Annotated in this window: 21 protein-coding genes; 12 read left to right on the top strand and 9 right to left on the bottom strand. The window is 68.4% G+C overall.

Translation table 11 applies throughout. From position 1 onward, the window contains the following. Positions 1 to 129 precede the first annotated feature (129 nt). Positions 130 to 444 carry a DUF6412 domain-containing protein gene (locus AB0G32_RS07505; RefSeq protein ID WP_361159516.1) on the bottom strand — a complete coding sequence of 105 codons (315 nt, stop codon included), beginning with the start codon at positions 442 to 444 and terminating at the stop codon, positions 130 to 132. 175 nt (positions 445 to 619) lie between these two features. Here AB0G32_RS07505 and AB0G32_RS07510 point away from each other — a divergent pair, with 175 nt between their 5' ends. The 5 genes from AB0G32_RS07510 to AB0G32_RS07530 all read left to right on the top strand — a co-directional run bounded on the left by AB0G32_RS07510 (position 620) and on the right by AB0G32_RS07530 (position 8,284). Then, a complete protein-coding gene (locus AB0G32_RS07510; RefSeq protein WP_361159518.1) occupies positions 620 to 1,243 on the top strand; it encodes an SseB family protein in 624 nt (207 codons plus the stop codon). Then, positions 1,240 to 1,836 (top strand): hypothetical protein, encoded by a 597-nt coding sequence (locus AB0G32_RS07515; protein WP_361159521.1) that lies wholly within the window; start codon positions 1,240 to 1,242, stop codon positions 1,834 to 1,836. Before AB0G32_RS07510 ends, AB0G32_RS07515 begins: the two co-directional genes overlap by 4 nt. Continuing rightward, positions 1,836 to 6,548, top strand: a complete 4,713-nt coding sequence (locus tag AB0G32_RS07520) for a putative T7SS-secreted protein (protein ID WP_361159524.1) — start codon at positions 1,836 to 1,838, stop codon at positions 6,546 to 6,548. The genes AB0G32_RS07515 and AB0G32_RS07520 overlap by 1 nt, the downstream gene beginning before the upstream one ends. After that, on the top strand, positions 6,545 to 7,021 hold the full coding sequence (locus AB0G32_RS07525) for a barstar family protein (protein WP_361159527.1): 477 nt from the start codon (positions 6,545 to 6,547) through the stop codon (positions 7,019 to 7,021). The genes AB0G32_RS07520 and AB0G32_RS07525 overlap by 4 nt, the downstream gene beginning before the upstream one ends. 243 nt (positions 7,022 to 7,264) lie before the next feature. After that, on the top strand, positions 7,265 to 8,284 hold the full coding sequence (locus AB0G32_RS07530) for an SEC-C metal-binding domain-containing protein (protein ID WP_361159530.1): 1,020 nt from the start codon (positions 7,265 to 7,267) through the stop codon (positions 8,282 to 8,284). 98 nt (positions 8,285 to 8,382) lie between these two features. Here the strand turns inward: AB0G32_RS07530 and AB0G32_RS07535 are convergent, their stop codons facing one another. Then, a complete protein-coding gene (locus AB0G32_RS07535) occupies positions 8,383 to 8,847 on the bottom strand; it encodes a peptidoglycan-binding domain-containing protein (protein ID WP_361159532.1) in 465 nt (154 codons plus the stop codon). 287 nt (positions 8,848 to 9,134) lie between these two features. Between AB0G32_RS07535 and dcm the strand changes: the two genes are divergently transcribed. Then, the gene (dcm, locus tag AB0G32_RS07540; RefSeq protein ID WP_361159535.1) at positions 9,135 to 10,484 is read left to right on the top strand and encodes a DNA (cytosine-5-)-methyltransferase; all 1,350 of its coding nucleotides are present in this window, start codon (positions 9,135 to 9,137) and stop codon (positions 10,482 to 10,484) included. On the opposite strand, the gene AB0G32_RS07545 is transcribed toward dcm, so the two are convergent. The 4 genes from AB0G32_RS07545 to AB0G32_RS07560 are packed head-to-tail and all read right to left on the bottom strand — an operon-like array spanning position 10,410 to position 14,879. Further along, positions 10,410 to 10,877: a very short patch repair endonuclease gene (locus AB0G32_RS07545; RefSeq protein ID WP_361159538.1), complete on the bottom strand. Its 468-nt coding sequence runs from the start codon at positions 10,875 to 10,877 to the stop codon at positions 10,410 to 10,412. The genes dcm and AB0G32_RS07545 overlap by 75 nt on opposite strands. A gap of 44 nt (positions 10,878 to 10,921) precedes the next feature. Continuing rightward, on the bottom strand, positions 10,922 to 12,739 hold the full coding sequence (locus AB0G32_RS07550; protein WP_361159541.1) for a DEAD/DEAH box helicase: 1,818 nt from the start codon (positions 12,737 to 12,739) through the stop codon (positions 10,922 to 10,924). Further along, complete coding sequence (locus tag AB0G32_RS07555; protein ID WP_361159544.1) at positions 12,736 to 14,163, bottom strand: hypothetical protein; 1,428 nt, start codon at positions 14,161 to 14,163, stop codon at positions 12,736 to 12,738. The genes AB0G32_RS07550 and AB0G32_RS07555 overlap by 4 nt, the downstream gene beginning before the upstream one ends. 11 nt (positions 14,164 to 14,174) lie before the next feature. Continuing rightward, on the bottom strand, positions 14,175 to 14,879 hold the full coding sequence (locus tag AB0G32_RS07560; RefSeq protein WP_361159547.1) for a hypothetical protein: 705 nt from the start codon (positions 14,877 to 14,879) through the stop codon (positions 14,175 to 14,177). Between the two features lie 309 nt (positions 14,880 to 15,188). Between AB0G32_RS07560 and AB0G32_RS07565 the strand changes: the two genes are divergently transcribed. Continuing rightward, positions 15,189 to 16,196 (top strand): hypothetical protein, encoded by a 1,008-nt coding sequence (locus AB0G32_RS07565; RefSeq protein WP_361159550.1) that lies wholly within the window; start codon positions 15,189 to 15,191, stop codon positions 16,194 to 16,196. 103 nt (positions 16,197 to 16,299) lie between these two features. Here AB0G32_RS07565 and AB0G32_RS07570 read toward each other — a convergent pair whose 3' ends face one another. Further along, positions 16,300 to 16,932 carry an ATP-binding protein gene (locus AB0G32_RS07570; RefSeq protein ID WP_361159553.1) on the bottom strand — a complete coding sequence of 211 codons (633 nt, stop codon included), beginning with the start codon at positions 16,930 to 16,932 and terminating at the stop codon, positions 16,300 to 16,302. A gap of 218 nt (positions 16,933 to 17,150) precedes the next feature. Here AB0G32_RS07570 and AB0G32_RS07575 point away from each other — a divergent pair, with 218 nt between their 5' ends. The 5 genes from AB0G32_RS07575 to AB0G32_RS07595 all read left to right on the top strand — a co-directional run bounded on the left by AB0G32_RS07575 (position 17,151) and on the right by AB0G32_RS07595 (position 21,093). Further along, positions 17,151 to 17,996 (top strand): helix-turn-helix transcriptional regulator, encoded by an 846-nt coding sequence (locus AB0G32_RS07575; protein ID WP_361159555.1) that lies wholly within the window; start codon positions 17,151 to 17,153, stop codon positions 17,994 to 17,996. After that, positions 17,997 to 18,203, top strand: coding sequence for a DUF397 domain-containing protein (locus AB0G32_RS07580; protein ID WP_361159558.1), 207 nt, complete (start codon positions 17,997 to 17,999; stop codon positions 18,201 to 18,203). It begins immediately after the preceding gene. Between the two features lie 124 nt (positions 18,204 to 18,327). Beyond that, positions 18,328 to 20,001, top strand: coding sequence for a hypothetical protein (locus AB0G32_RS07585; protein ID WP_361159561.1), 1,674 nt, complete (start codon positions 18,328 to 18,330; stop codon positions 19,999 to 20,001). After that, complete coding sequence (locus tag AB0G32_RS07590) at positions 19,998 to 20,543, top strand: hypothetical protein (protein ID WP_361159563.1); 546 nt, start codon at positions 19,998 to 20,000, stop codon at positions 20,541 to 20,543. Before AB0G32_RS07585 ends, AB0G32_RS07590 begins: the two co-directional genes overlap by 4 nt. Before the next feature lie 37 nt (positions 20,544 to 20,580). Further along, positions 20,581 to 21,093, top strand: a complete 513-nt coding sequence (locus AB0G32_RS07595; RefSeq protein ID WP_361159566.1) for a nucleoside deaminase — start codon at positions 20,581 to 20,583, stop codon at positions 21,091 to 21,093. A gap of 182 nt (positions 21,094 to 21,275) precedes the next feature. On the opposite strand, the gene AB0G32_RS07600 is transcribed toward AB0G32_RS07595, so the two are convergent. Together AB0G32_RS07600 and AB0G32_RS07605 are read right to left on the bottom strand one after the other, a co-directional pair. Beyond that, positions 21,276 to 21,596 carry a hypothetical protein gene (locus AB0G32_RS07600; protein ID WP_361159568.1) on the bottom strand — a complete coding sequence of 107 codons (321 nt, stop codon included), beginning with the start codon at positions 21,594 to 21,596 and terminating at the stop codon, positions 21,276 to 21,278. 89 nt (positions 21,597 to 21,685) lie between these two features. Then, a complete protein-coding gene (locus AB0G32_RS07605) occupies positions 21,686 to 22,837 on the bottom strand; it encodes a pentapeptide repeat-containing protein (RefSeq protein WP_361159571.1) in 1,152 nt (383 codons plus the stop codon). Positions 22,838 to 22,840 lie beyond the last annotated feature (3 nt).

A 22,840-nucleotide genomic window follows, 5' to 3' on the forward strand; every position in this document is an offset into this window, starting at 1 on the left:
GGTGAACCGGGTGAGAGGAACGGCGGGACCGGCGGACCGGGCGGGGTCACGGGAAACGGTGAGCGGGCGCACGCCGGGTGCGCGTGGGCCCGGTGGGCGGAAGTACACCGGGTGAAGGAGAGGTGTGACCTACGCGGCGGTCGCCGGGAGGGCGCGGCCGGGTGCTCGGGGCCTGGGCCGCCCGGCGGCGTCGGGATCGCGTTGCGGCAGGAAGGCCGTCCGCCGGTCGCGGTCGCGGATGGCCGTACGGACCCGGGTGGGCGGCACGGCGGGCGCGCAGCGCGCGGCGACCAGGGCACAGACGGCGAGCGCGGACCCGGCCGCGGCGGTGGCGGCGAGCGCGACGGCGACGGAGAGACTCCCGGCGTCGACCACGGCGAACTGCAACAGCACCGCGACTACCAGCAGGACAACGGGCCGAAGACGGCCACCGGCACGTTCCACCGACGCCCACCTCCCCATGTCCGCTCCCCCGCACGGCTGTTCGCCGCGCTCCTCCGGTTATACCGCATCCGCCTCGACACGGCCGGGTCCGAAAGGCGTGGGCCAAATCGCGGGCGCCGCATAGCCTGTTCGCGCACGTGCGCGATGATCGGCGAAGTATGCGACGGAGGACTCGATGGGGACCGACGCCTCACTGCTGCGGCTGCGGCTGGCGGACCTGGCGGCGACCGGAGAGGGTGATCCGCGGTCGCTGGTCGGGGAGTTCCGGCGCAGCGAGGTGCTGGTGCCGGTGGCGGACGGCTCGGTGCTGGCGGCCGAGGCGGGCGGTGTCCGCTGGCTGTTCGCCTTCACCGACGCGGCGGCGTTGCGGCGGTTCGCCCGGGCGCGGGGTGCGACCGGGCTCGAGGAGGTGCCGGTGCACGGGGCGCGTCTGCTGGACCAGGTGGTCCCGGCGGTGGCCGAGGCGGGCGGCCCGGTGGGCATCGCCGTGGACGCGGGCAGTCCGGCGGGCATGGTGCTGCCGCCGGTCCGGGGCGTCGTTCCCGCCGCCGCGGCGCTGGACACGGACAGCCCGGCAGACACCGCACCGCCACCGCCCCGAGGCATCGTCGCCCCGCCCACCGCACCCCTGAACACGGACAACCCGGCACGCACCGCACCGCCACCGCCCCGAGGCATCGTCGCCCCGCCCACCGCACCCCTGAACACGGACAACCCGGCAGACACCGCACCGCCACCGCCCCGAGGCATCGTCGCCCCGCCCACCGCACCCCTGAACACAGACGGGCCGGACACGTGAGCGGCGGTGGTTACCAGGTCGATCCCGAGGCTCTGGAGCAGATCACCCGGGGGATCGAGGCGGCGCTGGCCGAGCTGAAGGAGCTGGGCTTCGACATCGAGGCGGGCCTGGGCCGCGGCTTCGACGACCTGGAGCTGACCGGCCTGGAGGTGGGAGACGCGGCGCTGCGCCAGGTGTTCGCCGACTTCTGCGAGCGGTGGGGCTGGGGCGTGCGCTCCCTGATCGGCGACGCCAACGGTTTCGCGGAACGGCTGCGGCTCAACGCGGGGCTCTACCACGAGCAGGAGCAGTACGTCTCGGACACCCTCAAGGGGGTGTGGACGGCCGCCGCGGGCAACCCGTACCTGACCGAGCAGCAGGTCGAGCAGCGTTCCTGGTCGGACACGCTGAAGGACAACTCCCTCGCACACGTCACGGACCCGGACTACAGCGCGGAGTCCGACCTGGCGGGGTACGAGGCGGCCCGGCAGGCGTGGGCGCAGGCCGGGCAGGACGTGGAGAGCTCCCCGGTGACCCTCGACGCGCCGTTCGACCCGCGTACGGACTGGCAGTGGGGCGGCGGCCCGTCCGGTGAAGGGGAGGCGACGCGCTGATGGGCGGCCTGGGCGACTTGGTCAACGGCGTGGGGGACGGTCTGGAGAGCGCCGTCGAGGGCGCGAAGGAGGGCGTCGGGGAGGCCGTCGGCTGGGGCGCGGACAAGGCGGCCGACGGTCTCGCCGCCGTCGGCGCGGACCGGCTCGCCGAAGGGGTGCGCGACTTCGGCGAGGGAGTGGACAACCGGCTCGGCGGCGACGTCGCCGAACGCGCGCTGGGCGAGAGCGAGGACCCGAAGGAACTGGTGCACGGCAGCGCGCCGGCGCTGGAGACGCGGGCCCGTCATCTGCGGGACTTCTGCCGGGCGTTCGAGACGGTCGGCCAGGGGATGCGCGCGCTGGACGGCGATGGCTGGCAGGGCGAGGCCGCGGACGCCTTCCGCCGGAAGTTCGACATGCACCCCAAGCAGTGGCTGACCGCCGCCGACGCCTGCGAGAGCGCGGCGGGCGCGCTGGAGGCGTACGCCGACACGGTCCGCTGGGCGCAGCAGCAGGCGCAGGCGGCGATCGACGCCTACCGCGCCGCCGAGGATGCCAGCCGGCGGGCGGTGGACGCGCACAACGCCCGGGTGTCGGTGTTCAACGCGGCCGCCGAACGCTACAACGCGGCCCTGGCGGCGGGCCGCGACCCGGGCGCGCGACCGGCCGAGCCGGGCACCTTCACCGACCCGGGAGCGGCGGGCCGGCGGGAGGCCGAGGAGATCCTCACCGAGGCCCGCCGCCAGCGCACCGACGCGGCCCACGACGCGCAGCGCCGGCTCGCGGCCGCCCTGGCGACGGCCCCGCCGAAACCGGAGTTCACCGACCGTCTGACCGCCGACGCCACCGACGCCTTCGTCGGCACTCAGCTGAACCAGGTCCACGTCGTCGGCGGTCTCCTCAAGGGCGGCGCGGACATGGCCAAACTCGCCCGCACCGTCAACCCGTTCGACTCCTACAACATCACCCACCCCGGCGACTGGCTGAAGAACTCCAGCATGCTGCTGGCCGGCCTGGTCGGCACCGCCGCCCACCCCGAACGCCTGCCCAAGTCCGTCCTCGGCAGCGGCTGGGGCAGCGATCCGGGCGAGGCGGCGGGCGTCCTCGCCTCGAACCTGATCGGCGGCAAGGGCGCGGGCGGCGTGGCCCGCGGGGCTGCCCGGGGTGCCGCGCGCGGCGCCGCCAAGGGCGCGGCGACCGGCGCGGCCCGCAGAAGCGTCGGCCAGGCGCTCAGGGATGTCGCCCGGGAGTACAAGTGCAAGTGGTTCGGCGACCCGGTCGACATGGCCACCGGCCGCATGGCACTGCCCCAGACCGACGCGACCCTCCCCGCCACCTTCCCCCTGGTCTTCTCCCGCCAGTTCGAGTCGTCCTACCGGGCGGGCCGCTGGTTCGGCCCGAGTTGGGCCTCCACCGCCGACCAGCGCCTGGAGATCGACGCCGAGGGCGTGATCCTGGTCCGCGACAACGGCGCGCTGCTCGCCTACCCCCACCCCTCCCCCGGCGTTCCCACCCTCCCGCTGGACGGCGCCCGTCACCCCCTCACCGTCGACGCCCACGGCGACTACACCGTCACCGACCCCGCGACCGGCCGCACCTGGTACTTCGCGTCCCCCGGCGGCGACGGCGACGGCATCGCCCTGCTGGAACAGATCACCGACCGTTCGGGCCAGTGGCTCGCCTTCGCCTACGACGCCGAGGGCGCCCCCACCGCGATCACCCACTCGTCCGGCTACCACCTGACCATCGACACCGCCGCCGACCGCGTCACCGCCCTGCGCCTGACCGACCCCACCGCACCGGGCGGCAGGGCCGAACTGGCCCGCTTCGGCTACGACGAGGCCGGCCACCTCGCGTCGGTGACGAACTCCTCCGGCCGCCCGACTCGTTTCACCAACGACGAGCAGGGCCGCATCACCGCCTGGACCGACACCAACGACTCCTCGTACCACTACGTCTACGACGACCGGGGCCGCTGCGTCTCCCAGTCGGGCGCCGCCGGCCACCTGCGCAACACCTTCACCTACGCCGACCCCGACCCGGCGACCGGCCTGAGCACGATCACCGCGACCGACTCCCTCGGCCACACCACCCACTACCACGTCAACAACGCCTTGCAGGTGGTCGCCGAGACCGCCCCCGACGGAGCGACGACCCACACCAGCTACGACCACGCCGACCGCCCGGTCACCGTCACCGACCCGCTGGGCCGCACCCGGAGCTACGCCTACGACGAGGCGGGCCGGATACTCATGGCCGTCCGCCCCGACGGCCGCTACACCAGCGTCGGCTACGACGACCAGGGCCTGCCGGTCGCCATATCCACCCCCGACGGCAACCACTTCACCCAGCGCTTCGACGAGTGGGGCAACCGCACCGCCCTGACGGACCACACCACCAGGACCACCACCCACTACGCCTACGATCCCCGCGGCAACCTGTCATCGATCACCGACCCGACCGGCGCCACGACCACCGTCCACTGCGACCCGGCGGGCCTCCCCCTGGAGATCGCCGACCCACTGGGCGCGGTCACTCGCTACGAACGCGACGCCTTCGGCCGCCCGACGACCATCACGGACCCCCTCGGCGCGGTCACCCGCCTGGAGTGGACCGTGGAGGGCCGCCTGTCCCGCCGTACCGCCGCGGACGGCAGCACGGAGTCCTGGACCTACGACGGCGAGGGCAACCGCACCAGCCACACCGACGCGCTGGGCGCCGTAACCCGCTACGAGTACACCCACTTCGACCTGCTCACCGCCCGCACCGGCCCGGACGGCGTCCGCCACGAGTTCGACCACGACACCGAACTGCGCCTGACAAAGGTCACCAACCCACAGGGCCTGACCTGGACCTACGCCTACGACCCGGCCGGCCGCCTGGTCACGGAAACGGACTTCGACAACCGCACACTCACCTACGGCCACGACCCGGCGGGCCAGCTCACCACCACGACCACGGCGAGCGGCCAGACCATCCGCTTCGAACGGGACGTACTGGGCCGGGTGACCACCAAGGACGCCGCCGGAACGATCACGACGTACGCGTACGACGAGACCGGCCACCTCACCCGGGCAGTGTGCCCCGACGCGGTGCTGACCCGGCAGCACGACGCGGCGGGCCGCCTGACCGCCGAAACGGTCAACGGCCGCACCCTCACCCACACCTACGACGCCCTGGGCCGCCGCATCACCCGCACCACCCCCACCGGCGCGACCAGCACCTGGACCTACGACGCGGCGGGCAACCGCACCACCCTGACCACCGGCGCCCACACTCTCGCCTTCACCCACGACGCCACCGGCCGCGAACTGACCCGCCACCTGGACGAGGCGCTGTCCCTCACCAACACCTTCGACCCCCTGGGTCGCCTCACGAACCAAACCCTCACGGGCCCGACCGGCACCCCCCTCCAGCACCGCGCCTACACCTACCGCGCCGACGGCAACCTGACCTCGATCGACGACCAGCTCTCCGGCACCCGCCACTTCGACCTGGACGCCACCGGCCGCGTCACCGCCGTCCACGCCGCGAACTGGTCCGAGTCCTACGCCTACGACCCGGCAGGCAACCAGACCCACGCCACCTGGCCGACCACCATGCCCGGCCAGGAAGCGACCGGCGACCGCACCTACACCGGCACCCGCATCACCCGCGCGGGCACCGTCCGCTACGAACACGACGCAGCCGGCCGCATCACCCTCCGCCAGAAAACCCGCCTGTCCCGCAAACCGGACACCTGGCACTACACCTGGGACACGGAAGACCGCCTCACCTCCGTCACCACCCCCGACGGCACGACCTGGCGCTACCGCTACGACCCCCTGGGCCGCCGCATCGCCAAACAACGCCTCGCCGCGGACGGCACAACGGTCACGGACCAAACGGACTTCACCTGGGACGGCACCACCCTCACCGAACAAACCACGTCCACCCCAGAATCGACCACCACCCTCACCTGGAACCACGACGGACTGCGCCCACTGACCCAGACGGAACACAGAACGCCGTCCAACACGTCCCAAGAGGAAATCGACCAACGCTTCTACGCCATCGTCACCGACCTGATCGGCACACCGACAGAACTGGTCGACGAGGCGGGCACGGTCGCCTGGCACTCCCACACAACCCTTTGGGGCACAACCACTTGGGCCCAGACGGCCACCGCGTACACACCGCTGCGCTTTCCGGGGCAGTACTTCGACCCGGAGACCGGGCTCAACTACAACTACTTCCGGCATTACGATCCCGAAACTGCCCGCTACGTAACTTCCGACCCCCTCGGCCTCGCGCCGGCGCCCAACCCCAACACCTACGTCCACAACCCCCACACCTGGACTGACGCACTCGGGCTTGCGCCGCAATGTCAGGAGGGGCAGATCCTGGGTGACACGTCCAGACTTAAGGGTTGGATCCCCACAACGGTGCCTGCGGAATCGAAGGCAGTGCTACAGGACCTTCGGCAATTCGGTGTCGAGGCGCAGGGCGCTGGACCACAGCTCATGGGGCCATCGATACCTCGTCCATTTGAGAACAACGGAAAGGGGGGCGGTTACAAGCTTCCCGAGTTTGACAGCACCGGAAATCCCGTTCGCTACACAGAATGGGGAACTGTACAGTCGACATTGAATCCAGAGCCTGGCGGAGAACGGATCATCACCGGATCCGATGGTTCTGCGTATTATACTCCCACTCACTATCAGACATATATCGTGATGGAGGTCGGGCGATGAGTAAAAACCCTTGGTGGGACCATGATCCGCCCTGGTTGCAAGTGGTCCCGGATGAGTCACTTATTCCGGCGCGGCAAGCCCTGCCACCGAGCGGATCCATCTACGCCGCCAGGATGCATGGCGGGGAGATGGGTGACGTCGACGGCGTTTTCTCCCAGTTCTACGAGACCTTCAAACTCCCGGACTATTTCGGCTGGAACTGGAATGCCCTGTACGATTGCCTGTCCGACCTGAACTGGATCAGCGCTACGCGCTATCTTCTGATTATAGAAGATTCGGAAAAGATCCTCTCCGGGTACCCCGAGGAACGCAGCGAATTCTTCCGAACCCTTCTCAGGTCGGCCGAAGACTGGGCGCGCAGGCCGAACTTTCCCGGACGTACGAGGAGCGCATTCCACGCGCTTTTTCTGTGCAGCTCAGAAGCGTGCGATGCGTTGAAGAGAGAGATTGGTCGAGCCCCAGGTTCAGAGTGACGTAGGCGAACCTCAACCATTCAGGGCGGTCTCCATCGCAAGGTTTCACTCACGGTAAGCCGCGAACTGGGTTTCCGACGGACGCCGCCTGCGCTGTAACTACAGAGAAATATGATTACTGGGTCGTGACTCACGATTTCACATCTCGCACCCGGAAGTGAAGCCCCTCCCACGCCCGCACAACCGCCAGTACCTCGACCGCCTCCTCACCCCATGTCACCGGACGGCAGTACGGTGTCCCCCATGCGCCCCGACACGCCTGCCGAGAACGTCGACCACACCGCCGAAGCGGCACGCCTGGAGCGGACCGCCGGCCTGTACCCCGAGGACGCCGAAGCCCTGCTGCTGCGGGCCGCAGCCCACCTGGAGCTGGCCGGCGAACGCCCCGCCGCGACCGCCTTCTACGACCGCCTGCTCGCCGCCCCCGGCCCCCTGGAGAACCCGTCCCTGGTCCGCGCCCTGAAGGCGTCCAACCTCTGGGAGTACGGCCACGAGGCCGAGGCCAGGGCCATCATCGAGGGCGTCCGCACGGCCGCCCCGCGCGACCCGGCCCCCTGGATCATCGTCGCGGAGTCCCTGGAGTCCCACGACGAGCTGGAAGCGGCCCACGAGACGTTCACCGAGGCCGCCCGTCTCCTCCTGACCGACGCCCCGGAACCTCCGCGCCCGACCCACCCCCTCCTCTTCGGCCGCCACCGCGTCCGCCGCATGCTGGGCCTGCCGCACGACGACTGGGACACCCTCGCCGACACCCTGCACTCCATGCCGGTCTCCCTGGACGAACTCCACGACCCCAAGCGCGTCTGGTCCCTCGGCTCCGACAACCCCGCCGAACTGGAGGCGGAGATCTCCCGCCTGCGCGCCGAACTCGGCGCCTTCCGCGAGGCCCTCTCCCGCCCCTTCCCGGTCGCCATGCTGCACTGGCCCGCCGAGGAACTGACCGAACTGCTCGCCGCCTATCCGTCCCTCTCCTCCGAGTACCCGACCTACGAACAGCACCTGTCCTCGATAGAGGAGGCGCTGCGGGAACTGGAGTCCTCGGGCACCCGGAACCTGGGCGTCGTGCGGGGCACGGTCCCGTCCTACGAGGCGTTCGCGGCCTCGGAGGGCGCCTCCCCGGGGGACGCGGCGCTGCTGCCGCAGTATGCGACGACTCTGGGGGCGCGGGGGCGGGCGGTGGCCTGGCCGCCGCAGCGGGCAGCTGACTGCTGGTGCGGATCGGGACGGACGTACGGGGAGTGTCACGCCACGGCAGAACGATGAGATCCGCACCCGCCCGACACCCAGCAGGCCGGCCGGTGCGGAACTCGTGGAGTTCCGCACCGGCCGGCCTGAGCCCCGCATAACCGCGCGATCGCGGATCAGCAGACGCTGACGGCCCTGTCGGCGAACCTCGCGAACGCCGCCCTGGTGCCGTCCCCGGCGATTCCGTCGATCTGGCCGGTGTATCCGTAGCTGGCCTTCAGCAGGCGCTGCAACGCCTTGATCGTGTTGGGCCCGGGGATCCCGTCGATCGCGTCGTTGTAGTCCCAGTGCTGCGCAAGGGCCCGCTGGAGCGCCTTCCAACTGTTGGTGCCGAGCAGCCCGTCGATCGCGCCGTTGTAGTCGTACTCCGCCGCCAGGCAGCGCTGGACCCCCTTGGCCTGGTTGGTGCTGAGGCCGAAGTTGTACGTCGCGAGCGTGCCGACCTCGCCGCTCACCACCGTCTGCTTGGCGGACGTGTCGGCGACGGCGGAACTGACGGTCGCCCCCGCGAGGCTCCCGGCGGCGATACCGGCCGCGGCGATGACGCTGACGGCCGTCCGCTTCAAGGTGTTCGGTCGCATGCTTCCCCCTGCTGTGTCACGGAGCGGCGGATGCTCTGGCTCTGCCGGTACCGCTCCCGAGGACCCGGCGGGATCACGGTGACACGGAGGCTTGGGTGGCGGCACCTGGGAAGTTATAGGGCGGTTCGCCCTATTCCAGGCTGAGCACCGGAAGCTGCTGCACGCCCACACCGCCTCACCTCTCGTGTAAGGCATCAGTGATCCCACAAAAGTGCGAGACTCTTGATGTCGAGAGGCTCGCACGTGATCATCGCCTCTCCCGGAACGACCACCTTCAGGAGACCGCCATGCCCCGCAGCGGCCAGACGCGACCGCAGTTCACCTCGCCACTGACCTCGATCGAGATCTGCGCGGGTGCTGGGGGGCAAGCCGTCGGACTGCACAACGCTGGCTTTGATCACCGCGCTCTGGTCGAGTGGGACCCGTACGCCGCCGCCACCTTGCGAGCCAACGTAAGCGACTGGCCCGGCTGGAATCGGCATAAAGCCGAAGAAATCCTCCCTATGGACGTCAAGGACTTCCTCGGCTCCCAGGTACGGAAAAATCTCGGCCTTGAGCCTGGAGAACTCGACTTGCTCGCTGGTGGAGTCCCATGCCCTCCGTTCTCCTTGGCTGGGCACCGACTCGGCCCGGACGACGAACGGGACCTTTTCCCGGCAGCACTTGAGATCATCGAAGCCCTCCGGCCCAAAGCAGTGATGATTGAGAATGTCAGAGGAATCCTTGAACCTCCGGAAGTCTTCATTGAGTATCGGAATTCGATTCTCAATACTTTGCGCGACCTTGGTTATCTAGTTCCGGATATTGATCCGGACCAGTCGCCTAGTGCGCAGGACGTGGCCATGCGGAAGGTCTGGCGTCGCATGGACGCGAAGAACTTCGGAGTTCCACAGCTCCGACCGCGCGCGATTCTGGTAGCTATTCACCGGAACGCAGTAAAGCCGGGACATCACGGGTTCCAGTGGCCGACAGGCATAAAGGGCAGCGACATTACCGTGTTTGAGAAGCTTGAGAAGAGCATGCTCGCACGCTGCAAACCTTTCTGGGACAAGAACGTGAATGGCGAACCTGCCCGACCTGGCGAGCGAACCGGGAAGACGGTCTTCGAGGACTGGAAGCGGCAGATCACCCGCGCCTCGGCGGCAGGCAGGACCGTTGCCCCAACTCTCGTAGGAGGCTCGCGGAAGCACGGCGGCGCCGACCTGGGCCCTACTCGCGCCAAGCGGGCATGGGCGGAACTCGGTGTCGACGGCATGGGCATCGCCAACGATCCGGAAAGCTGTGACCCGGAACGGGACTTGTTCCGTCCGGCCGGCCCCATGCTCACCGTCGCCCAGGCCGCGACTATCCAGGGTTTCCCTGAAGAGTGGAAATTCCAGGGCCGGAAGACAGCCCGCTACCGTCAGGTCGGAAATGCCTTTCCGCCGCCGGTGGCCGAGGCAGTGGGACGCTCTATCGCCGCTGTTCTTCTCCCTGAATACAGAGAAGTTCTTACCAGGGACTATGAGATGGAGACAGCGGGAGCAACTCTCGTTGAAGATGTTCCGCAGCAGCTGGAAATTTCAGTCTCCCCTCGCCGGACCGCTCTCACGCCGAGCCAAGACCGTCGCAGCGATTTTGTCGGCACAGGCGTCTGAGGGCTCGTGCTCCCAGAAGCGGAGCACGAGCCAGCCAGCCTCCCGCAGTTTTTCGTCGGTGTCCCGGTCTCTCGTGACATTGCGGACAACTTTTTCCGACCAGTAGCCGGAATTGGTCTTCGGGGAGACATAGTGCTCAGGACAGCCGTGCCAGTAGCAGCCGTCGATGAACACCGCGACCCTCGCCGAACGGAATACCATGTCCGCCGTCCGACGAAGATCGGGGAGGGGACGGGCAGCTACCCTGTACCGCAGCCCGGTGGCGTGAACGAGCCGCCGGATCGCGATTTCCGGCTTCGTGTCACGGCTGCGGATCGCCTGCATGTTGCGGCGGCGTGCTGCGGAGGAGGCCCAGGATCCCTCCGGGGCTTCCCAGTCGGCTTCGTGGGACACACCGCAGAGGGTAGTCCCGTCGGCCTCGCAGCACGCGGCCAGTGCTAGCGGCCTCCCATGTGACTCAGCAACGCCTCTATGTCACTCGGTGCGAGGCCGGCCGCCACCGCCGGCTCTTCCTCAAGATCGGCGAGCTGCTGCACAGTGGGGTCATCCAGGATGCGCCCCATGAACTCCAGCTTCCGCTCCAGGCTCGCGGCCACAACCTCATCGACGGAGTTCCTCACTGCCAGCACCGTCACCCGGGTCTCCGTGCCGGGAGCGAGCCCGAGACGGTGGATCCGGTCCAGGCTCTGGAGGAACCTCCCCGCCATAAAGTCACGGTCCACGTAAACCGCGTCGTGGCAGACGTGGTGCAGGCTGATTCCCTCACCCAGAGTGGCCGGGTTCGAGATGAGCACCATGCACGCCGGGTCTTCCCTGAACCGGCGAATCTGCTCCTCGCGGTCGGGCGTACCGCCGTAGACAACAGCCGGGCTGTACTTCTCCAGCATGCGCTCCAGCGTGGTGAGACTCCTGACGAACGTCGTCCAGACCAGCGTTTTCCGGCCCTGGGCGGCGTTCTCCGCGATGATCGCCACGGCTTCCTTGTACTTGGGGGAGAGCTCGTAGTCAGGAAGGTTCTGCATGAGCGAGTACAGCGAAGTCCCCTGGGGAATCTCCATCGGCGGCAGCTGATAGGCGAGTGGTTCGTAGCGGCTGCCCCCTTCCAGGAGCAGGGCGGGGCTGGTGGCAGCCATGAGGAGACGCAGGGCCGTCTTCCCGAGGGAACTCAGATCCTCGCGCGCGGCGCCTCGGCTTTCGCCGCCCACAATGGCCGTGTAGATCTCATCGTGCAGCGGTGGCATGTCGACGAAGCGCAGACCCAGCTGCACGGGCGGCAAGCCGAGTTCATGCTTCGTCGTGCGAGTGAACAACGGCCGGAGGACCGAGCTGGCGTGCGCGAGATCCCCTCCGGCAACCGCCTGGACCACCGTGCGCTGGCCGTGCCCTGGCCAGACGAAGCCCAGGAGGTTCTCCAGGTCCCGTGACCCGTTGGGGGCCGGCGTACCGGTCAGAATCAGCCGTCTCGCAGCAAGCGGTCCCAGCGCCATGCAGGCCGCTCCGTACGTACCGCGCGCACCCAGCTTCATCCGATGCGCCTCATCCAGGATGATCATGGACGGGCCCGACTTGAGCCAGCCGGCCAGCGTGGGCAGGGACCGGTCGAGACGCTCGTAGTTCACCACGAGCACTTCGGCCCACTGATCCAGCGACCCATCCAGCACGTTGATACGCAGCGGATGGGTCAGACACTCAGCGGTTTCGTAGCGCCAGGACTCGTAGGCCGACTTGGGGCACACGACCAGCAGCCGACGCACTCGGCCGGCCGCCTTCTGGGCCGCGTACACAGCGAGCGCTACCCGGGTCTTGCCGGCGCCGGGCACGCTGAAGTTGGCGCCGTGCTGAAGCGACAGGAGTTTCGCGATATCCCGGCGCTGGAATTCGCTGAGTTCGCCCTTCCAGGTGTCGCCGAGAAGCACGGGCACGTCATCGGGCGTGACCTCGCCGGCCGTCACCCGCCCGGTGAGCCGCTGCTGCACCGTGTGTGCGTCCTGGACTACCCCGGAGACCAGGTCCCGAAGGTCATCCGCCCACTCCACACCGGCGGGGTCGGACCAAGTACCGAGCAGACCGAGGTCCGCGAGCAGCTCGTCCAGGGAGACCGAGGCGCTCAGCGGGCCAAGCTGGCCGCCGGTACGAAACCGGGCGGCCAGCTGAACCAGTTCCTGCTGGAATGCTTCCGTAGTCCGCAGAACCACACGGGTGCGGGTCTCGTCGAACCCGAGACGGAGTGACTTCTCACTGGTGGTGCTGGTCACCGGGAGCCCTCCGCCGAGACCGCTTCCAGCAGCCAGGACACGCCGTCTCCGGGCTGCGGCAGCCCACGGCCGGCCTGCTGCGCGAGCTTCAGCAGGCTCCCCCGCAGCTTGATCACCGCGTCATCGAACGCCTCCTCGTCCAGGCTGCGGGAGGTGCGTGCCTGCACCAGGTCGCTCACGCACTGGTCGATGCTCGCGCAGGCCTCGGCCAGCCGGGCCGGGGCAAGCTGCTTGCGCTTGCGCAGCCTGGCACTGCGGCCCGCCGCCTCAATCGCCTCGTCGAACGCCTTCTTGGCGCTGTCCCAGTTGTCCTGCGCGGCAGCCTTGCGCTCATCACCGAGGTCCGAGGCTTCGTTCCTCACCACTGCGGCGGTGCGGAGGATCTCGTCGTTCATCGCCCGGGCCTCCGCGACGGCGGAGGAGGCTGCGGGCACCTCCAGGCCCAGACCGGGGATAGACACCGACTGCGGCTGTGCGGCCGTCGTGGCGCCCATCGGCAACTGCTGCTCCAGCCCCGCCTTCAGGAAGTCCTCGTTGATGTGACGGACGTCCGTCTTGGAGAAGTCGAGCAGGATCGCGGCCAGGCGCAGTTCCTTCAGGATCTCGGCCTGGTCACGGTCCACCGTTTCCAGCTTCACGTACAGCCGGTGGAGCTCCTTGAGCCGCTCCTGCGCGCCCTCCCAGTCCACCAGGCGCAGTCCGTTGCCGCCGCCGGTGCGGCTGCGCTCGTTCAGCTCGCGGATCGTGCTGAGGATCCACCGCTCCTGGTGGTAAGTGCGCACCTGGATCCGGAAGTCCTTGGCGATCTGCTCCGGCGTACGGCCCAGCGCCGCCTGCTCCTCCATGGCGATGAGGCGGTTGATGTAGGAGTAGTCACGCCGGTGGTCCTTGCGAAGCTGCAAGGACAGCTCCACGGCGTTGATTTCGGCCCAGGTGAACGATGCCGGCAACACGCCGACGCGCATCGACTGCGCGCCGAGTTCGCGAAGCGCGGCGGCCCGGGTATTGCCGTTGACCAGTACCCCGTGCCGCGTCACCAGCCCGGGGTCGTTCTGGCCGAACTGGTCAAGGCTGTCCTTCAGGACATCGAAGTCCTTGTCCCGCACATTCGTGTTCTCAGGGTCGGCCTTGAGCAGGAACCCGAGGTAGTCCTGGCTCTCCGCACTCCAGGGGTCCTTGTCCAACGCCGCGTCCCGCTCGGCGTCGTGGCTGCGCTGAGCCCGGATCCGGTGGGTGCTGGGGTTGTAGAAGAGGCTGCTGAGCGGCAGGTCGATCACTTCGACATGGGCCTGCTGCCCGTTCCAGTCAACGGTCACGGTCTCCCTGGTGCCGCCAGACGTCTTGACCTCCTCGACCTTCTTGCTGATCAGCTCGCTGAACTCGGCCGCCCGCGGCGGGGCCGGAAACTCGCGCATCATCGTCATCCCGTCCTGTCTCAGTCGTCCGTACCGTCAAGAGCGTCGGTCACAGCCTTACGGGAGTCCTCCGGCAGGGTGCGGTACATGCCCCACAGCACCTCCAGCGAGCTGTACGTGCGCTGGTCGTTCTTCACCCAGCCGCTCAGCACGCTCCGCTCAAGGGGCGCCAGCGACTCGATCCGGGAGAGCACCTCCGGCAGGTGCACCGCCCGGTCCACGGTCCCCCGCCCGCACCGCTGGCACTCGGTGACGAGCTGGTGGGTAACACTGCCGTCCGCCAGCGTCACCTGCCGCCGGGCGACGTTGAGCACCGCCTGGCTGACACCGTCCTCGTACGCCTCGCCGGCCGCGATGCCACACGTGCGGCACATGTACCCGTCTGCCTGCATCACCTTCGCCCGCTGGGCGTTGGTGATGCTGGCCTTGTGACTCGGCCCCTTCGCCTGGCCCGGCACCCACACGTCCTTGCCGCGCGTCACGAACCGGCGCTCCTGGGGAAGCAGCTCCGGGTCCTCTCGGGCCGTACTGATCTCCCAGCCGTAGTCGCGCAGACCGCGCATGCGCCGGTCGATCTGCGCGACGTCCGGGAACGCCTCGCGCAGCTTGGCCACGGTGAAGATCTCGCCCTCCCCGACGACCTGGATCAGCCAGAGAGCGGCACGCGCCATACTCCCCAGCTTGTGGTTTCCGGCACTGGTCTCCTGCCAAGACGGCTCGGCCATGATGGGTCCCCTCCCATGAAAAGCGGTACGAATTTCCAGGCGATCTGTCGCACAAAACACGAAATGGCATGTACACACCATCCGCAGAAGCGTGACTCTCGCCGCCCCCGCACCACTGGCGGCTGACTCTTAAATCGTGGCACATCGAAACCGCTTTGAACCCTCTCGATGCAACTTGCGCCTCAACTGGCAAGAGAAGAAGCAAAAACCGCCAGGCGGCAGCCCGTTGCCCTCCGGCACAATGGCGGACAGCGTCACCGACTCGCGGCCGAAAAGGCCGGTTATGTCGAATATGCGGAGGTTGTCACCTTGACTCAGCGCAGCAGCAGTCGCCCCCCGTTCGCGTGGGTTGAGAAGGACTTCGGCGAGGACGTCCTGCCGGGCAAGCGGCGGCTCGCAGCAGCACTGCAAGGGATCTGCCGCCATCTCGTGGTGACGACTCCAGAAGGAGTGACGCCAGCCCGTCCGACACAGGCCCAGGCCGCCAAGTACTTGCACGTCAGCGAAACCACGCTGTTGCGGTACCTCAAGGGTGAGCGGGTCCCGCCAGAGAAGGGAGCCGCGCGCATCTACGACACCGCCTGCCGGGACGCGGGAGGAGGCCAGAAGCTTGGTATCACCAGGGAGAAGCTTCTGGAACTACGCGAGAGAGCCGAGCAGGAACGATGCGCCAACTGCTCGCGGAGCAGAGACGCGGTACATGCCGCTGGCCAGAAACTCCGGGCTCTGCGGAAGACCCACGAAGAGCTGAAGGAAACCCATGAAGAGCTCGAACGGTCGGCAGCAGAACAGGAACGAGAGCTCAGGGAACTCCGCCAGCACGCCATCGCGCTGAAACAGGAGGTGCGGCGGCTGAAGGCGGCCCAGCCGACACCGGCGCGTGAAGCCGGCCCGCAAAAGTTTCGAGTGGCGGAGCACCCCGCAACTCTGTTGCCGGTCCCCCGCCGACAAGGGGACCGGCAACAGAGCAAAAACGAAGCCTTGGCGGCACGCGATGTCGGCCGCCGGGCTGAAGAGCTGCTCCACAGCGGCCGGCCGGACAGCACCCTCGCGCTGCTGCGGCATACGGCAGAGGCGTGCGCTCCTCTAGAAATGGCGCTGCTGGTACGGCTGTTGCGGACCCGAGAGCAGGCCGAGCTGGCTGACAACCTCGTGCATATCTACGCACGCGACCGCACTGACCAAGACGTGGTGCGAGCGGCGCTACTGCTGCATGAGCACCAGGCCACCGCGGACGCGGAGGCGCTTCTGCGGACCGCGGCCGCTCACCCGGGGTCAGCGCTCTCCCGCGGAGATGGGTCCGGGTCTACTAGGTAACTGCGGTCGGGTCGGCGAACGTGCGGTATTGACCTTTCAGGGCGGGCACGGCCACCGCAGCGCCATGCCGTCTCACCGGGAGCACCGGGCCCAGCGGCCATCATCAGGCGGCAACGCCCGCCTCCGCCTCGTAGTGCATCTGCGCCCGGTCCAGCACATCGTCCGGATCAAGACCGCACGCGGCCGTCCAGTGCAGCAAGTCGGCGATCAACTGCACCGCGGACTCCTTGAGGGCGGCATCCCGCAGCCGGCCCTCCTGAGTCACGTCGCCCCCAGGGCCGTAGCTCTGCAGAGCCGCAGCCGCCCGTTCCATCCGTCGGCATACCTGCTCAGGCCCGAGCGCGATCTCGCACCACACCGACTTTCCGGCCGCCGTCAGCACCGTGCCCCAGTCCGCCGTCACGGCGGCGAGCAGGTGCAGACCGCGCCCGCATTCGTCGTCGCAGCCGGCCGCTGACAGGGACGGCACAGCATGGCTCTTGTCGTGGACTTCTACGCGCAGCCGCTCACCGCCCCACTCCAGGACCAGCGTGGCGGAAGTGCCCTCTCCCACGTGCTTGATGACGTTGGTGACCAGTTCCGTGACCACCAGCTCGGCTTCGTCTGCGGCTTGGGGCACGCCCCACCGGACCAATTGGCCCGCGGTGACGTGTCTCAGCAGCCGCACCTCGGCCGGCACTGCCGTAAAGGGCAGAACAGACCGGTGCCGGTGATCCCTGACCTTGTCGCCAAGCATGCGAACTCCTCCCTCCCGGGCCACGCGCATGCTGCGCCCGCCGTGTCCGTCCGGCTGCATTGCGTAGCGGTTCGTAAGGGAGAATGGCACAGAGAAGTCTCGCTATGTAACTTCTCACGAGAATCCATCGAGTGAATCTGATGGTGGGCGGCCCCCTGGCTGCCTAGCCTGATCAGGCCCGGAGCGACCGCCCGGCGCACACGCAGAAGGAAGTCCGTATGACCGTGAGGGCCACCACTCGTCGTCGCCAACTGGGCGCGATGCTGAGGAAACTGCGTGCCAGCAAGGGGCTGACCCTGGAGGAGGCCGGTCGGCTTGTCGGGGTCTCCAAGGCCACGGTGAGCCGTTACGAGACGCAGTCAGGGCCGGCGAAGTGGATCGTGGTCGATGCCCTGTGCCGGGAGTACGGAGCTACCGACGCCGAGCGCGAGGCCGTCGTACGGCTGGCCAAGGACGCCAAGCAGCAGGGCTGGTGGAGTTCGTTCGCCGACTCCATTCCAGAGAGCATGAACCTGCTGCTCACCCTTGAGAATGAGGCTGTACGCGAGAACCACTTCTCCTGCGTCTACGTTCCCGGCCTCCTTCAGACGCGCGCCTACAACACCGCCCTCCAGAAGGCCAACGAGGTACCTCTGTCTCCTGAAGAGATCGAACGACTCGTGGACATTCGCATGAAGCGGCAAGAGATCCTTGCCCGCCCGGAGCCGCTGCGCCTGTGGGCGATCATCGACGAGTCCGTCATCCGCCGTGTCGTCGGGTCACCGCAGACGATGAAGGAGCAGTTGGACCGGCTGCTCGCGGCGAACGAATCGCCTCACACCACACTCCAGGTGCTCCCCTTCACCAAGGGCGCTCACACTGCTGCTCTGGGAAGCTTCGTCATGATCGGCGGGGCCGAACCCGCTCTCGACGTCGTCTACGTCGACTTCCACGCCGGGTCGCTCTTCTTGGAGAAGGACGAGGAGTTGGAGCGTTACAGACTTGCGTTCGAGTACCTGCGCGCACAAGCGTTGGACTTGGAGGCTTCCTCCGACCTTATCCACCGTGTACGCAAGGAGCTGTAGATGCCTGCTGAGACCCCGCATCATCCTGAGCCTGACTGGTTCAAGTCGTCCTACAGTGGCGGCAACGCCACCGAATGCCTTGAGGCTGCCTTTGTCTCACCCGAAGTGCTCATACGGGACTCCAAGCAGCGGGACGGTGCTCGGGTCAGGGTGTCGGCCTCGGCCTGGGGCTACTTCGTGACCGCTCGCGCAGCCGCTGATCTCTGACGGAAAGTCCCCTGGTGAGGGCCCCGGCTCCCTGCGAGAGTGGGGTGACGCCAGCGGGAGGTGAGTGGTGAACGGGGCGGCGGCGGGACTGCGGTGGAGACAAGTCGCGCTTATCGGGTGCCTGTTGGCACTCGGCCTTCTGGCGGTCATCTCCCCTCGCGACCACGACGACGTCGTGGACGCCACACAGTTCAGCATCGCCTTCTTCGCCACCCTGCTGACCGGCGAGGCGGTCATCTTCGCGCTGACCTTCTCAGCGGCCAGCTCCTGGCCCTCACTGCGGGCGATAGACAGCCACATCGCGTTCCGGGAATGGGTGCTCGTCGGGTGGCTGGCCGCTCTGTTCACCGCTTGCGGGCTGCTCGGCGACAACGCCGTCAGCGCCACTTACGGGGCCTTGCTGTTCCTGCTGGCGAACGTCTTCGGGATCTTCTCGTTCGTCCGGCTCTTCGGCCTGGCCAGCGTCGGAGGGCGTAACCGGCTGCTCCGCCGCACCCTTGCCGGAGCCCTGGCCCGGCAGGGCGCGGAGGCCGCCCGTTCGCCCGGCGAGCAGGACAACGACGCCGTCATCAACTCGTACATCGGGACCGTGAGCCAGGCTGTCACCAGCAACGACCCCACCGCCATACGGCATCTCGCCAACCAGCTGGCCGGGGCCGAGGTGCCGGGCGCGTACGCGGAGCAGGCCGTCTCACTGCATCTGGAGGTACTGCACCGTCTCGCGCGGGCGACGCTGGTCAGCGGGGCGGATCCGACACAGGTGGTGTCCTGCTCCCGGGTACTGATCGACTCATCCATCGCACACATCCGCCGGCTGACGGACCCGGCTCCGGCCCTCGGGGCGCTCAGCCGCTACCTGGCCTGGCTCGCCAGCACCGCGCACCTGATGTCCGTACGCGGAGTGGCCTCCAACCGGGCGGCCCGGGAGCTGGTCGCCCTGAGCACGGACGCGCGTCTGAAGATCTTGCGCTGTGTGGATCCCGATCCGAAGTCCGCGGCCTCACGCGACGAACTCGGCACCCTTCTCACCACGCCCGGCCAAGCACTGCTGTGGTACGCGGACTTCACCGAGTTCCACGGTGCCCACCAGGCGAGTGCCCTGTACGGCGTGCACGAGATACTCGCCGGCACCAAGTTCATGGGCAACTACTGGGACGGCGCGTCCATCCTCACCGAGACGCGGGCCTGCCTGTACGGTGCCGCCGCCCCCGCCACGCCCGCGGCCAGGGACGCGCTCGCGGTCCTCGGCTCCGCGGAGGACTTCGACCACTTCTGGGCGCTGGTCTCGGTGAACGCGTTCGCCACACTGCGCGACGCGCGCCTGCCTCACCCACCGGAACTCATCCGCCCCGAGTTCACCCCAGACGCCCAGTTGCTGGGGGCCTATCTGCGTACGTTCGCGACCCACCGGTACTTCGCCACCGCCGGCCAAGCCCAAACTGCGCTGCTGTCCCTCGTGAGCCGTGCCGACACCCCTGGCTCAGCCGCCGCGACGATCCGTTCGGCGCGGCATGCTCATCACTACCGGCTGCCGGTCCCCGTCATCGAGCCGCACCACCGGCCGTCCGCGATGGTCCTCGCGATCGCCTGCCGGCTTGCCCCGCTCGCTCCGGGCGGCACGGATGCCGAGCTGCGCAGGTTCTTGAACGGTCTGCCGCTGCCCGCACGCAGGACGGCCGCGCGGCTCGCCACCCGGGTCCTGCCGGGCGCAGCCGGGCAGTCCGATCCGGTGGACGCCATCGCGGCCGGGCTCCAGGTCCTCCAGTTGATCGGCGTGCACACCCGGGAGGGAGCATGAGTGATTCCGGCGGCATAGACACAGCCGAGTGGCGTGAGCGCCTGGCGGTACTGGATGCCCAGAACGTTTCCGCGGTCGTAGTGGTCCAGTGCGGTCAGGTCTGGCTCCAGCCGGAGTACACGGCCTTCCGCAACGAGGTCGACCGCGTCCTGATGTCTGCGCACCTTCGCAGACGCGAGGACCTCTCGATTACCCGGGTCGTGCTGCACAACCTGCCCAACGCATCTGAGGCTCCCGCCCGGGCAACCGCTGTCGACCGGGCCTTCGAGGAGTGGCAGCACCGGCTGTCCGCCACGATCGTTCTGCTCTCCTCCGGCCTTGCCACGTACCGGATCCACCGCCTGATACTGCGAGGGGATGAGGTGGCCGCCTCCGTCCCGGATATGGTCGAGACACGCATAGACGGTGATTGGACCAACGCCCACCGAGCCCAGGCAGCGCTTCACATGGCCGGATCCACAGGTGCCACCACTCCCCTCACGGGGTACGACGTGAACTTCGACGGCCCCTTCGGCGACGCCGATCCCTCGGTCTACATGTGAGGGCGTGGGCGGGCTCAATCGGATACTTGGAGGCAAGGTGCCCTACGCCCCGGCGAGTGCTCAGGACCGCGCGTTTCTCGCCCAAGCCATCGAACTGTCCCAGCGGGCCCTGGAGGATGAGGGCAAGACCCCCTTCGGGGCGCTCGTCATCATCGGCGACGAGATCGTGGGCAGGGGCACTAGCTCGGTCGTCGAGCGGCAAGACCCCACCGCGCACGCTGAAGTCATGGCCCTGCGCGCGGCCGGCGCCCAGCTCGGACGCCATCTCATGGAAGACGCCGTCATGTACTCCAGCAGCGAGCCGTGCCCCATGTGCCTGACCGCCTGCTACTGGGCTCGCATTCCGCGCCTCGTATACGCCGCCACCAGTCACGATGTCGCGGTGAACGGCTTCGAGGACTTGCAGTATTACCGCCAACTCGCCTTGCCGAACGCCGAGCGAAGCCTGATCACGGAGACTGCCGTCGGCGGCGAGACTCAGGAAGCCGCGGCGAAGACACTGGCGAGCTGGGCGGACAAGCTGCCGTTTCCGGTGGAACCCAAGCTCTGAGCAGCGACCAGCGGCGCTCGATCGGCGCACGGGTGCGGCGCGCCGACCGAGGCGGTCTTGGTCCTACCTTGGAACGGGCCGGTAGACAGCCCGATGAACGTCGGTCTTGACGATGAGTCCAGCAGCACACAAGTCGCGCAGGATCGCCTGAGCGACAATCTGCCGCTGGGTGGCGGGCATGATCAGCTCTCTCCACCGTGCTGATGGTCCTTCTTGTAATGCTTGCCAATGCTGGCGGGGGCACCGCTGTACGTGCAGTCGGGGCACCTCACCCACGAACAGTCCGGGTCATTGACAGCCGCGTCGCGGACTGAGTGGTGTGAGCCGTAGCCGTGAGCGTGGAGCAACTGGGCCACAGAGCCGTCGTACTTGAGCGCCATGAGCGCAGCCTCGGCGATCTTGTCGTGGCCAGCGGCGAAGAATTTGCCGAGACCGACATCCTTTCCGCAGCCGCACCAGCACTTGCCGGTTGGGATGAGACGGGGCCTTTCGATTTCTGTCATACGACCAAGGTGGCAATCCTTGGATTTATGTCAAGAGTTACATCCAAGGATTACAGGCAAGGCTTACATGCAAGAACGCGGGCATCAGGTCACGACATGGACCGCAACGCCGGATGCTGTGTCGTGATGCCCGGCGGCTGGAGGAGGGGCGGTGGTTCGGGGCCGGGGTCCGTGGTGTGGACCACGCCCGCGGCGGCCGGGGCGAAGTCGGGGGGCCAGCGGGTGTGGTCGCTGGCCAGGGCGCCGGTCAGGCGGGCGCCGCGCAGGTCGGCGGTGGTCAGGTCGGCGCCGCGCAGGTCGGCCAGGCGCAGGTCGGCGTCGTGGAAGACGGCGCCGCTCGCGTCGGTCTTGCGCAGGTTCGCCTCGCGCAGGTCGGCCTCGGTGAAGTCGCTGTCGCGCAGGTCCGCCTCGACCAGCTTGGCGCCCCGCAGGTCGGTCAGGGCGCAGCGGGTGCGGCGCAGGATCGCCGTGGTGAGGTCGGCGTGGCGCAGGTTGGCGGAGACGAGGGACGCCTGCGTCAGTTTGGCGTGGTAGAGGCCCGCGGCCTCCATGCAGGACCGGTCGAGGTTGACGTCGTTCAGCCAGAGTCCGTCGCAGTCGGCGCGGCGCAGGTCGGTGACGCTGAGGTTGAGCCAGGTCTGTTCCCGGGGGTGCAGGAGCAGTACCCCGAGGCCGGTCAGGGCCACCTGGGCGTCGGGGGCGCGGACCTCCAGGGGTGCGATGTCGTTGATGGGCACGTCCGCCGCCGGTGCGGGTCCTTGCGTGGGCGGCCAGGGCAGGTGCGTACGGAGGTAGGCGGCCTGGATGGACAGGACGGCGTCGCGGTCGCGGGCGGAGTGTTCCGCTATGCGCCACAGCGCGTGCAGTCCGCCGATCCGCGTCTCCAGTTTGTCGCTGCCGAGCTGGTCGACGGCGGTGCTGAAGCGGTCGGTGACATGGCCCTCCTGGTTGACCCGCAGGCCCTCCTGGCTGACCCGGACCTGTCGCCAGGTGGCGTACGCGCCGAACAGCACGACCATGCCGCCGACGGCCTGGAGGAGGGTGGTGCGGACGTCGTTCACCGCGGTCAGCCGGTCCTGCGCGGCGACGCTCGCCCCGGCGAGGTCGTGGTCGACCACCAGACCCGGTACGACGACCAGCAACGCGCCCACCGCGGCCAGTACCGCGGTTGCGGCCAGCAGGCCCGCGATCACCCGGCGTCGGCTGACCGGCCGGCCGCGTCCCGGTCCCCCCATGTCCATGGG

Origin of the sequence: Streptomyces sp. NPDC023723 (assembly GCF_040639815.1) — a bacterium.
Lineage (GTDB): Bacteria > Actinomycetota > Actinomycetes > Streptomycetales > Streptomycetaceae > Streptomyces.